Source organism: Kitasatospora sp. NPDC040550 (genome assembly GCF_055594965.1).
The window spans coordinates 283,263-295,621 of the sequence record NZ_JBVIWC010000004.1; the positions used below are offsets into that span (position 1 = coordinate 283,263).

Annotated in this window: 7 protein-coding genes and 1 pseudogene; 5 read left to right on the forward strand and 3 right to left on the reverse strand. The window is 72.2% G+C overall.

Annotated features, from left to right (window positions below; translation table 11 throughout):
* Positions 1–37: 37 nt before the first annotated feature.
* The 3 genes from ACZ58X_RS09050 to ACZ58X_RS09060 all read right to left on the reverse strand — a co-directional run bounded on the left by ACZ58X_RS09050 (position 38) and on the right by ACZ58X_RS09060 (position 3,304).
* Positions 38–955 (reverse strand): carbohydrate ABC transporter permease, encoded by a 918-nt coding sequence (locus tag ACZ58X_RS09050; RefSeq protein WP_470332988.1) that lies wholly within the window; start codon positions 953–955, stop codon positions 38–40.
* A 4-nt stretch (positions 956–959) separates the two neighbouring features.
* On the reverse strand, positions 960–1,832 hold the full coding sequence (locus ACZ58X_RS09055) for a carbohydrate ABC transporter permease (RefSeq protein ID WP_470332989.1): 873 nt from the start codon (positions 1,830–1,832) through the stop codon (positions 960–962).
* A 182-nt stretch (positions 1,833–2,014) separates the two neighbouring features.
* Positions 2,015–3,304: an ABC transporter substrate-binding protein gene (locus ACZ58X_RS09060; protein WP_470332990.1), complete on the reverse strand. Its 1,290-nt coding sequence runs from the start codon at positions 3,302–3,304 to the stop codon at positions 2,015–2,017.
* 131 nt (positions 3,305–3,435) lie between these two features.
* Here ACZ58X_RS09060 and ACZ58X_RS09065 point away from each other — a divergent pair, with 131 nt between their 5' ends.
* The 5 genes and pseudogenes from ACZ58X_RS09065 to ACZ58X_RS09085 all read left to right on the forward strand — a co-directional run.
* Positions 3,436–4,461 (forward strand): LacI family DNA-binding transcriptional regulator, encoded by a 1,026-nt coding sequence (locus ACZ58X_RS09065; protein WP_470332991.1) that lies wholly within the window; start codon positions 3,436–3,438, stop codon positions 4,459–4,461.
* Between the two features lie 201 nt (positions 4,462–4,662).
* Complete coding sequence (locus ACZ58X_RS09070; protein WP_470332992.1) at positions 4,663–7,116, forward strand: endo-beta-N-acetylglucosaminidase; 2,454 nt, start codon at positions 4,663–4,665, stop codon at positions 7,114–7,116.
* A 34-nt stretch (positions 7,117–7,150) separates the two neighbouring features.
* Positions 7,151–11,335 carry a glycoside hydrolase family 38 N-terminal domain-containing protein gene (locus ACZ58X_RS09075; RefSeq protein WP_470332993.1) on the forward strand — a complete coding sequence of 1,395 codons (4,185 nt, stop codon included), beginning with the start codon at positions 7,151–7,153 and terminating at the stop codon, positions 11,333–11,335.
* Positions 11,332–12,027, forward strand: a complete 696-nt coding sequence (locus ACZ58X_RS09080) for a DUF7158 domain-containing protein (protein ID WP_470332994.1) — start codon at positions 11,332–11,334, stop codon at positions 12,025–12,027. The genes ACZ58X_RS09075 and ACZ58X_RS09080 overlap by 4 nt, the downstream gene beginning before the upstream one ends.
* Positions 12,028–12,097: 70 nt before the next feature.
* Positions 12,098–12,238 (forward strand): annotated as a pseudogene (locus ACZ58X_RS09085) (haloacid dehalogenase); the annotation flags it as partial.
* Positions 12,239–12,359: the final 121 nt, after the last annotated feature.

Here is a 12,359-nt window from a genome sequence, read left to right on the forward strand (position 1 = left end):
GGTCGGGGCGTACGGACGGTGTTGTCGTCCTCGGGGCTCAGCCCTTGACGGCTCCCTCCTCGACGCCCTGGAAGAAGAAGCGCTGGCAGACGGCGAACACCACGACGATCGGCAGGAAGGCGATCATGGTGCCGGCCGCGATCAGCCGGGGGTTGGCGGAGAAGGTGCCGTTGAGGTACTGGAGCCCGACGGTCAGGGTGTACTTCTGCGGGTCGTTGAGCACGATCAGCGGCCAGAGGAAGTCGTCCCAGGCGCCGATGAAGGTGAAGATGACGATCACGCTGAGCATGCCGCGCACGTTCGGCAGGCCGATGTGCCACAGCCGCTGCCACACGTTGGCGCCGTCCACCAGCGCCGCCTGGTCGAGTTCGGCCGGCACGGCGGCGAAGGCGGTGCGCATCAGCAGGACGTTGAGCATCGCGATCGCCCCGGGCAGGGCCACCCCGGCCAGGCTGTCGGCCAGGCCGAGGCCGCGCACCAGGACGTACTGGGAGACGATGGTGACCTCGCCGGGCAGCACCAGGGTGGCCAGGAAGAGGCCGAGGACCAGCCGGGCGCCGCGGAACCGCAGCCGGGCGAGGGCGTAGCCGGCCAGGGTGCAGCCGACCACGTTGCCGGTGATGCAGACGGCCGCGACGGTCAGCGAGTTGAGGGCGTACGTCCACACCGGGATGGTGTCGGCGACGGTGCCGAAGTTGCCCAGGGTGGGCTGGTCGGGCAGGAAGCTCGGGGTGCGGGTGTAGACGTCCTCGGTGGGGCCCTTGAGGGCGGTGGACAGCTGCCAGAGGAAGGGGCCGATCACCAGCAGCAGGACGAGCAGCAGGAGCAGGTAGCGGGCGGCGGTCTGCCCGCGGGAGGGGGTGTTGAAGCCGCGGGCGGGCCCGGTGCGGCGGGTGGGTTCGGAGCTGCGGGTGGGTTCGGGGCTGAGGGTGGGTTCGGAGCCGAGGGTGGTCACGGGTTCAGGCCGCCTTCCGGTTCAGCCGCATCAGGAACAGCATCGGGCCGAGGGTGACCACGAACAGCAGCAGGCTGAGCGCGGAGGCGTAGCCCAGGTGGCCGTTGAAGCCGCGGCTGTACATCTGGATCAGCATCACCACCGACATGTCGCGGCCGCCGGGGCCGCCCAGCCCGTTGGAGAGCACGTACAGCTCGGAGAAGACGCGCAGCGAACTCACCGAGATGAGCGCGGAGATGAGCACCATGGTCGGGCGCACCCCCGGCAGGGTGATGTGCCAGAAGCGGCGCAGCGGGTTCGCGCCGTCCACGGCCGCCGCCTCGTGCAGCTCGTGCGGGACGTTGGCGAGGGCGGAGAGGTAGATGACCATGTAGTAGCCGAGCCCCTTCCAGACGGTCAGGGCGATCGCGCTGAACAGCAGCAGCCAGCGGTCGGTGAGGAAGGGGACCGGGGAGTCGGCCAGGCCGCCCTCCTGGAGCAGGCCGTTGACCAGGCCCCGGTCGTCCAGCACCCAGCCCCAGATCAGCGCCACCACGACGGCGGAGGCGATCACCGGGGTGTAGAAGGCGGTGCGGAAGAAGGTGATGCCGGGGATCCGGCGTTGGACCAGCAGGGCGAGCAGCAGTGGCAGAACGGTCAGCAGGGGGAGGCAGACCAGCATGAACACGATGCTGTTGAGCAGGGCGTCGGCGAGCTGGGTGTCGTCCAGCAGCCGGCCGTAGTTCTCCAGGCCGGTGAACCGGCCGCCGCCGATGGGCTTGGCGTTGGTGAACGAGAGGATCACCGTGTTGACGGCCGGCCAGAGGTTGAACACGGCCAGCCAGAGTATCGCGGGGCCGGCGAGCAGCCAGGGAGTGAACCAGCGCCGGTGGGTCATGCGGATGCCTTCCTGGGGCTGGGCCTTCCGGGGCCCGGGGCGGTGCGGGCCCCGGGAAACGTACGAGACCCGGGGCGGCGGGTGTGGGGGAGGACCCGCCGCTTCGCCAGTGGGTGGGGACGGGACTGCGGGACTGTGGGACTTCGGGACTTCGGGACTTCGGGACTTCGGGCGGCGTGGGGTCAGCCCTTGAGCAGCTTGTCGCACTGCTCCACGGCGGTGTCCAGGGCCTGCTTGGAGCTGGTCTGGCCGCTGATGGCGAGGGCGAACTGCTGCTTGACGACGGTGCCCATGGCGTCGTCCACCTCGACCGGCTGGATCAGCTCGGCCTTGGCCAGCGAGGTGAAGGCGATCACCTTGGCGTCGCCCGCGTTGGTGCCGTCGCTCTTGCTGAAGAACGGGTCGTTCGCGGAGGCCTTGGTGGACGGGAAGACGCTGGTCAGGTGAGCGAAGGCGGCCTGGTTCTCCGGGCTGGTGACCCAGCGGGCCAGGGCGACCGCGGCGGCCGGGTTCTTGGTGTTCTTCGGGATGGACAGGCCCTGGACGTACAGCGGCGGGGTGCCCATCGCGGGGGAGGGGACGACCTTGGGCGCCAGGGTGGGGTTGTCGGTGGCGAGGCTGGTGATGAAGTTGCCGCCGCCGGTGGTCCAGGCCGCGGTGCCGGCGCTGAACAGCTTGGAGTTGCCGGCGTAGGTGTCGGTGAGCACCCCGTTCGGCATCAGGCCCTCCTTGAAGGCGTCGCGGTACTTGTCGAGCAGTGCGGCGGCCTCCGGGGTGTTGAAGGTGAAGGACTTGCCGTCGTCGGCCATGATCTTGACGCCGATGTTGTAGAGGTCGCCGAGGCCGGGCTTGCGGCTCATCAGGTAGGCCTGGCCGCCGGACTTCTCCTTCATCACCCGGGCCTGGGCGATCAGCTCGTCCAGGCTGGTCGGGGGCTTCTTCGGGTCCAGGCCGTTCTTCGTGAGGAGGTCGGAACTCCAGTAGTTCACGTCGGTGTTGAGGTACCAGGGGTAGCCGAAGGTGCCCTGGTAGCCGTGGTAGCGGTAGGCGCCCACGCCGCCGGCCACGTACTCGTCCGCGAGCTTGGGATCGGCCTTGGCGACGTCCAGCAGGACGTCCTTCTTGGCGAGCGGGAAGGCGAAGTCCGGCGGGAGGTTGACCACGTCGGGCAGGGTGCCGGAGGCGGCCTGGCTGAGCACCTTGTCGGCGTAGCCCTCGCCGGGCTGGTCCAGCCAGTCGACCTCGACGCCGGGGTACTTCTTCTTGAAGCCGTCGATCACGCCCTGCATGTAGTCGGTGAACTTCGGCTTGAGCGCCCAGGTCTGGATCGAGACCTTGCCCTTGACCTCACCGGTGGCGGCCGCACTCGCCACGTTGTCGCTGCTCTTGGTGTCTCCGGAGCCGAGTCCGCAGCCGGTGAGGGCCGCCGCGGTGAGGGCCGTGGTGGTCAGTGCCGCCCAGATTCTTCGCATGAGGGTCTCCCGGTGGTCCTGGGTTCTGGGATGGGTGGTGGTGTTCAGAACCTGCTTAACTAAACCGGTCTAGCTCTGGCAGGGACTATGCTCCCGCCTAAACTTGACTGTCAAGAGAGGAGTCGGATCCTGTGGGCAGACCGACGATCGCCGACATCGCGCGCCAGGCCGGCGTCTCCAAGGGCGCGGTCTCCTTCGCGCTCAACGGCCGCCCCGGTGTCAGCGAGGCGACCAGGGACCGGATCCTGCGGGTCGCCGAGGAGATGAACTGGCGCCCGCACAGCGCCGCCCGCGCCCTCGGCGGCGCCCGTTCCGACGCCGTCGGCCTGGTGATCGCCCGCCCGGCCCGCACCATCGGCGTCGAGCCGTTTTTCAGTCAACTGCTCTCCGGCCTCCAGGCCGTGCTGTCGGCCAGCTCGGTCGCCCTGCACCTGATGGTGGTCGAGGACACCGCCGCCGAGATCGAGGTCTACCGGCGCTGGGCGTCCGAGCATCGGGTGGACGGCTTCATCCTGGTGGACCTCCAGGTCAAGGACCCGCGGCTGCCCGTCCTGGACGAACTCGGGCTGCCCGCCGTCGTCCTGGGCGGGCCCGGCAAGGGCGGCAACCAGCTGCGGATCTGGGCCGACGACCGGGAGGCGATGCTCTCCATCGTCGACTACCTGGCCGCCATCGGGCACCGCCGGATCGCCCACCTCGCCGGGCTGCCGCACTTCCAGCACACCCAGCGCCGGATCCGCGCGCTGCGCGACGCCTCGCGCCGGCTCGGTCTGGAGGAGGCGCTGTCGGTGCCCACCGATTTCAGCGACGCCGAGGGCGCGGCGGCCACCCGCACCCTGCTCTCCCGGCCCGGGCGGCCCACCGCGATCGTCTACGACAGCGACGTGATGGCCGTCGCCGGGCTGGGCGTGGCCGGGGAGATGGGCGTCTCGGTACCCGGGGAGCTGTCCATCGTCTCCTTCGACGACTCGGTGCTCGCCCGGATCGTCCACCCGCCGCTGACCGCGCTCAGCCGGGACACCTTCGCGCTCGGCGAGCAGGTCGCGCGCAGCCTGCTGGAGGCCCTGGACGGTGCCGGGCCCGGCCGGGACCTCCAGATGCCGACGCCCCGGCTGACCGTGCGGGAGTCCACCTCGCCACCGGGCGGCGGTTCCTGACCCCGTCGGGTGGTTGTTGTCCGGGTCGTTGACACCCGTTCTGAACCGGTTTAGCCTCGCTGCGCCGAGAGGGTCCGCTCCTGCTGCCCGCTCCTCCGGCCTCCGGCTCCCCTCGGTTCAGCACCGGCACGCCCGCATGCGGCCGGCCTCCGTCCGCGACGGCGGCCCGCCCCCACCCCTCCGCCCGATCGGAGCTCCCGCATGTCACGACGCCTACCCCTGCTGCTCAGCGCGGTCCTCGCGACCGCCGCACTCACCGCCACCCCCTCCGCCTGGGCCGCACCCGTGACGGCCGCCGCGCCGCCCCCCACGGCCACCGCCGGCGCGGGCAGCCAGCCGTACGCCTCCTACTGGTACCCCAGCACGATCCTCAACTGGGACCCGGCCACCGACCCGGACGCCCGGTTCAACCGCTCCCGCGTCCCGCTCCAGCCCCGCACCAGCGACCCGGCCCTGGCCGCCAACACCAACGCCCGTGCCGGGGAGGGGAAGATCGCCTCGCTGGTCTCCTTCGGCCCCACCTCCAACAACCCCTCCCAGGGCTCCGCCGACCCCAACTACTACGCCTTCGGCTACTGGCAGTACGTCGACAAGCTGGTGTTCTGGGGCGGCTCGGCCGGCGAGGGCCTGATCCTCGCGCCCAACCCGACGGTGATCGACGCCGCCCACCGCAACGGCGTCAAGGTCTACGGCACCGTCTTCTTCCCGCCCGCCGCGTACGGCGGCCAGCTCCAGTGGGTGCGCGACTTCGTCCAGAAGTCCGGCAACCGCTACCCCGTCGCCGACAAACTCGCCCAGGCCGCCCAGTACTACGGCTTCGACGGCTGGTTCATCAACCAGGAGACCGGCGGCGGTGATGCGGGCCTGGCCACCGAGCTGCGCAACCTGATGCAGTACACCAAGGCACAGAGCGGCACCGAGTTCATGTGGTACGACGCGATGACCACCTCCGGTGCGGTCGACTGGCAGAACGCCCTCACCACCGCCAACTCGCCCTTCCTGCAAGACGGTCCGAAGAGAACCTCGGACTCGATGTTCCTCAACTTCGGCTGGACGTCCGACGGCCTGGACTCCTCCCGCACCCTGGCCCGGCAACTCGGCCGCAGCGAGTACGAGTTGTACTCCGGCATCGACACCGAGGCGAATGGCTACAACACCTCCGTGGACTGGAACACGCTGTTCCCGTCCGGGCAGCCGCACACCACCTCCCTCGGTCTCTACCGCCCCGAGTGGACCTGGAAGTCCGCCACCGACCGGTCCGACTTCTACGCCAAGGACGCCCGCTACTGGGTCGGCGCCGCCAACGACCCGTCCAAGGTCGACCTCTCCACCGGGTGGCCCGGCCTGGCGGGCTACGTCGCCGAATCCTCGCCGATCACCGCCAAGCCCTTCGTCACCAACTTCGACACCGGCCAGGGCGACTTCTACAACGCGGCCGGCACCAGGGTCGCCACCGGCGGCTGGAACAACCTCTCGCTGCAGGACGTCCCGCCGACCTACCGCTGGGTCGTCGACTCCACCGGCAGCAGGCTCAGCCCGTCCGTCGACTTCACCGACGCCTACCAGGGCGGCTCCTCGCTGCGGCTGACCGGCACCCTGGACGCCACCAACACCGTACGGCTCTACCAGACCCGGCTGCCGGTCGCCGCGAACAGCAAGCTCGACCTGGTGGTCAAGACCCCGGCCGCCGGCCCGACCAAGCTCAAGGCCGCGGTCTCCTTCACCGACGCCCCGGGCAGCTTCACCACCGTGGACGTCGGCAACAACACCGGGACGGGCTGGGAGCGGCACACCCTCGACCTCTCCCGGTACGCCGGCCGCACCATCGCCCAGCTCGCGCTCCAGGTCACCGGCAACGACCCGACCTACGACCTGCGGGTCGGCCAAGTCGCCCTCTACGACGGAACGGTGGAGACCCCGGCCGCGCCGGGCGGGCTGACCGTGCTCGGCGCGAGCGACGTGACGGCCGGCGTGAGCCAGTCGCTGCGGCTGTCCTGGACGGCGGCCCCCGGCGGCAACGTCCACCACTACGAGGTCTACCGGCGCAACCCGGACGGCAGCCGGACCTTCCTGGGGGCCACCCCCAACGACGCCTACTACGTCGGCCGGTTGGACCGGGCGGGCACCGAGGCCGCCACCACGCTGGACGTGGAAGCGGTCTCCACCACCTACGGGCACTCGGCCGTCGCCTCCACCACCGTGGGCTGGAACGGCACCCCGCCGACGGGCTCGACGAACCTCGCGCTCAACCGCCCCGCCACCGCCTCCGGGCAGTGCAACGCCAACGAGGGCCCGGCCAAGGCCGTCAACGGGAGCGTCAACGGCGGCACGAGTGACAAGTGGTGCACGCTCACGGGCGCCAAGTGGCTGGAGGTGGACCTCGGTTCGGCGAAGAAGCTGAACAGGTTCGTGGTCGAGCACGCCCAGGCGGGCGGCGAGAGCGCCGCCTACAACACCCGGGACTTCTCCGTCCAGACCCGGGCGAAGAGCACCGACCCGTGGACGACGGTCGCCACCGTGACCGGCAACACCGCCGGCACCACCACCCATCCGGTGGACACCACCGCGCGCTACGTCCGGCTGGTCGTCACCAAGCCCACCCAGAACGGCGATCCGGCCGCCCGCATCTACGAGTTCGAGGCCTGGGGCCAGTAGGGCCCCGGCCCCTCCGTACTGAAAGGACCACCCCGTGCCGGTCACCACCATCACCGCCGTCGAGAGCACCGACCTGTTCGTCGGCCCCGAGGACGCCCCGCGCCAGATCCTGCGGGTGACGGTCGAGGGGCCGGCCGCCCCGATCACCGTCAGCGGGACGGGCGTCCGTGGCGAGGCGACCGGCACGGGGCCGGTCGACGTCCCCCTGGAGATCACCGGAGCGGCCGTCGGTGTCCAACTGCCCGTCACCGTACGGGCGGAAGAGAGCGAGGCGACCGGCGTCGTCGAGGTCGCCGAGCCCGGCTGGACGATGTTCCTGGTCTCCCACTTCCACTACGACCCGGTCTGGTGGAACACCCAGGCCGCCTACACCTCGCCGTGGGAGCTGCTCGGCGCCGACGCCACCACCCGGCCGCTCTGGGAGCGCAACGGCTTCGCCCTCGTCGACGCCCACCTCGACCTGGCCCTGCGGGACCCGCTGTACAAGTTCGTGCTGGCCGAGGTCGACTACCTGAAACCGTACTTCGACCAGCACCCGGAGCGGCGCGCGGTGCTCCGGACGCTGCTGGAGCGCGGGCAGGTCGAGCTCGTCGGCGGCACCTACAACGAGCCCAACACCAACCTCACCGGCGCCGAGACGACCATCCGCAACATCGTCCACGGCATCGGCTACCAGCGCGACATCCTCGGCGGCGACCCGCGGACCGCCTGGCAGCTCGACGTGTTCGGCCACGACCCGCAGTTCCCCGGTCACCTCGCCGCGGCCGGACTGACCGGCAGCGCGTGGGCCCGCGGGCCGTTCCACCAGTGGGGCCCGATCCAGAAGAACTTCCGCCAGGGCAAGGACGACGCCCGGGTGATGCAGTTCCCCAGCGAGTTCGAGTGGATCGCCCCCGGCGGCGAGGGCGTGCTCACCCACTACATGCCGCACCACTACTCGGCCGGCTGGTGGATGGACTCCTCGCCCGACCTCGCCGCCGCCGAACAGGCCGTGTACGAGCTGTACCGCAAGCTCAAGCCGGTCGGCGCGACGAAGAACCTGCTGCTGCCGGTGGGCACGGACTACACCCCGCCGAACAAGTGGGTCACCGCGATCCACCGCTCCTGGGCCGAGAAGTACCTGTGGCCCCGCTTCGTCTGCGCCACCCCGCGCGACTTCCTGGACGCCGTCCGGGCCGAACTCGCCGCCACCGGGCGCCGGCCCAGCCCGCAGACCCGCGACATGAACCCGGTGTACACCGGCAAGGACGTCTCCTACATCGACACCAAGCAGGCCCAACGGGCGGGCGAGGTCGCGGCGGTGGACGCGGAGAAGCTCGCCGCGCTGGCCGTCGTCAACGGGCTCGGGGCCCACCCCGCCGCCGCGCTCGACAAGGTGTGGCGCCAACTCGCCTACGGGGCGCACCACGACGCGATCACGGGGAGCGAGTCCGACCAGGTGTACCTGGACCTGCTGGGCGGCTGGCGGGAGGCGTACGACCTGGCGTCGGCCGTCCGGGATTCGGCGCTGGACGCGCTGACGGCGCGGATCGCCACGGCGGGCGTCGGCTCGGCTCTGGTGGTGACCAACACGCTGTCCTTCGACCGGACGGACCTGGTGTCGGTCGAACTCCCCTCCGGTGCGGGCCCGGTGCGGATCCTGGACGAGGCGGGCACGGCGGTGCCAAGCACCGTCGACCGGGGAATGCTGCGCTTCCTGGCCGCCGACGTTCCCGCGCTCGGCTGGCGCACCTGGCGGCTGGTGGACGGCGAGCCCTCGGCCCCGGCCTGGGTCGAGGCCGAGGGTGCAGTGATCACCAACGAGCGGTACCGGGTGACGGCCGACCCGGCGCGTGGCGGCGGTCTCCGCTCGGTGTACGACCTGCTGCACGAACGGGAGTTGATCCAGGACGGCCGGATCGGCAACGAACTGCGGGTGTACGAGGAGTACCCGCAGCACCCCGACTTCGGCGAGGGCCCGTGGCACCTGGTGCCGAGCGGGCCGGTGGTCGGCTCCGGGGATCGCGCCGGCTCCGTACGCCGCGAGACCGGCCCGCTCGGCGAGCGGCTGGTGATCGCCGGGACGGTCGACGGCCTGCGCTACGAGCAGACGGTCACGCTGTGGCGCGGACTGGACCGGGTCGACTGCCGCACCAGGGCGGTCGACTACTCCGGCGCCGACCGGCTGCTGCGACTGCGCTTCCCGGTGGACGTCCCCGGCGGGCTGCCGGTCAGCGAGGTCGCCGGGGCGGTCGTCGGGCGCGGCTTCGCGCTGCCGGACGTGGACTCGGCGGAGGCGCCGTGGACGCTGGACAACCCGGCCAACACCTGGTTCGGGCTGGGCGCCACCGCACGGGTGGAGCTCACCGACCCGGCGGGGGCGGTCACCGGCTCGCGCGCGCTCGGCGTGGCCGAGGTGGTCGTGCCGACGCTGGACGAAGCCGCCGACGCCCGCCCGCTGGTGGTCGCACTCGCCCGGGTCGGGGTCACCGCCACCACCTCGGGGGCGGACTGGGCGCGGTACGGCTGGCTGGACGTCGACTCCAACCTGCCGGACTTCCGGATCGTCGTCGGCGGCCCGGACGTCAACCAGGCGGCACGGGAGTTGATCGAGCGCTCGGGCGAGGAGTACGCGGCCGCACTCAAGGCGCACGGCGCGGTGTGGGTGCCCGCGCTGACACCGCTCACCGAGGTGTGGCGGCCCGACGCGGACCTGCGGGACCTGCGCTCCCTGCCCGCGCTGGTGGTCGCCGATGTGCCGGCCCTGGTGGACGACCTCGCCGACGCCCGGATCACCGCCGTCTGCCCGGCGTCGGTGACGGACGAACTCGCCGACCACACCGTGGCATTGCTCAGCTTCGGCCTGCCCGGATTCGCGGTGGACACCACCGGCGCGCTGCACCTGTCGCTGATGCGCTCCTGCACCGGCTGGCCGTCCGGGGTGTGGATCGACCCGCCCCGGCGCACCCTGCCCGACGGCACCTCCTTCCAACTCCAGCACTGGACACACGAGTTCAGCTATGCCCTGGTCGGCGGCGACGGCGACTGGCGGGCGCAGACGCTGCCCGCGCAGGGCCAGGAGTTCAACCACCCGCTGTACGCGCGGATCGTGGCCGCGCCGCAGGACGGGCCGCTGCCCGCCACCCTGTCCTGGCTGCGGGTCGAGCCGCAGCGCGAGGTGCTGCTCGGCGCGCTCAAGCCGGCCGGGAACCCGATCGCCCACGGCTCGGCGGCGCCCGTCCGGCCCGAGCTGACCGTGCGGCTGGTCGAATCCACCGGCCTCGGGCGGACGGCCGGGCTGGGTGGCGCACTCGGGCTGACCGACCTGCGCGCGGCCGACCTGCTGGAGCGCCCGCTCGGCCCGGCCGGGCTCGACCTGCCCGGCTCGATGATCGCCACCCTGCTCGCCGCGCCCAGCGTCTCGGCCCGGCCCGGGGGTGCGGTGCTCGGCCCGGTCGCCGAACCCGCCCAGCCCGTCCACGCCCGCTACTGGCTGCACAACCGCGGCCCCGCCCCGCTCGGCTACCTGCCGGTGTCGGTCGGCGCCTCGCCCGGGCTGCTGCGGACGACGGGGGAGCCGGTGACGCTCTCGGTCGCCCTCTCCTCCCAGCTGCGGGACGCCGCCGTCGAGGGCACGGCCGTGGTGCTGCCCCCGGAGGGGTGGGCGACCAGCCTCGGCAGCCGCCCGTACCGGCTCGCCCCCGACGGCCACCTGCGCTTCCCGGTCACCCTCACCCCGCCGGCGGACACCCGGCCCGGGCTGCACTTCGCCGCCGTCCGGATCGAACACGACGGGCAGCAGGTCGAGGACGTGGTCACCATCGCCGTCGGCGACCTCCCCGAGCTGCTGCCCGTCCCCGGCCACGCGCCCGAGGACTGGACGGCCGCCCAGGGCACCAAGGCCGCGACCGGCCGGGACACCGGGCTGTCCGCGGAGGTATCGCACCAGACCCTGCGCGTGGCCCCCGGCGGCCGGGGCGTGCTCGGGCTCACCCTCACCAACCGGACGCGCGGCGAGATCCGGGGCGAGCTGCAACTGGTCTCGCCCTGGGGGACGTGGGAGGCCATCGCCGAGCCGGTGCGCGGGTTCACCGCCCCGGCCGACGCCGCCGTCACCGTCGAGTTCGCCGTCACTGCGCCCGAGTCCCTCGACCCGGGCGCGTACTGGGCCCTCGCCAAGGTCATGTGGTTCGGCCGCTGCCAGTACGCCCCCACCGTCGCCCTGGTGGTGGAGGCATGACCCTCGGCCTGCTCGACGGACGCCCCCTCCCGCGCGCCGCCCTGGACGCCCGCCTCGCCGCCCTGCGGGGCGGTCCGCGCTCCACCGCCCTTCCCCTGCCGGGCAGTTCGGAGGACCGCCAGCTCACCCGGTGGGTCGCCCAGGTACTGCTGACCGAGGCCCTCTGCGAGACGGTCGCCGCCGAACGCGGCCTGCCCGTCTCCGGGGACGGCCCGGCCCGCCTCGACCAACAGGCCGCCGTCGAACTCGGCTCCATCACGGCGGCCGCCTACGAGGGCAGCGCGGCAGTCCGCGCCGTCTACGCGGCCGTGACCGCCGACATCGAGCCGTCCGCCGCCGACCTCGCCCGCTACCGCACCATGACCGCCCGCCCACCGGCCACCCGCTGGCACCTCGCCCTCCCCGACGGCGGCTTCGAAGCCGACCCCGACACCCTCCCGGAGGCCCTCGCCGAGGCGCTTCGCGCATCCCCGCCGGGCGAGTGGGTCACCGTCGGCCCCTGGACGGCGATGCTCCTCGCCACTCTCACCGTCCCGCAGAACCCCGACCCCACCCCGGCAATCCGGGAAGCCGCACGAAGGGCGGAGTTCGTCCGCTGGCTCGACCATGAACGCGCCCAACGCCTCACCCTGGTCGAGGGATTGGAGCACCCCGGCGACCCCGCTCAGCCCGACAACCACCACCGCCACTGACCAGCCGGGTCGAAGCCCCTGTCGCGCCCGGCCCCCGGGCGCGACAGGGGGGCTTCGTTAGGCTGCCGCCATGATTCGTGCAGTGGTGTTCGATGGCGGCGAGTGCTTGGTGGACGAGACCCGGGAGTACGGCACCTGGGCGGATTGGCTGGGCGTACCTCGGCACACCTTCGTCGCGCAGTTCGGCGCCGTGATCGCGCAGGGCCGCGACCGGATGCTGTTGTCGTCGGCGTGACGCAGTCTGTGCAGGGAACGTGGGCGGCCTCCGGTCCGCCCCGTGCGGCCGGCCCTCACGGTGCCCGGCGGTCACCGGCCCTGCGCAGCGGCCAGCT

Coding starts and splice junctions, on each gene's coding strand:
- ACZ58X_RS09055 (WP_470332989.1), bottom strand. CDS start 1,832: ATGACCCACCGGCGCTGGTTCACTCCCTGGCTGCTCGCCGGCCCCGCG.
- ACZ58X_RS09060 (WP_470332990.1), bottom strand. CDS start 3,304: ATGCGAAGAATCTGGGCGGCACTGACCACCACGGCCCTCACCGCGGCG.
- ACZ58X_RS09070 (WP_470332992.1), top strand. CDS start 4,663: ATGTCACGACGCCTACCCCTGCTGCTCAGCGCGGTCCTCGCGACCGCC.
- ACZ58X_RS09080 (WP_470332994.1), top strand. CDS start 11,332: ATGACCCTCGGCCTGCTCGACGGACGCCCCCTCCCGCGCGCCGCCCTG.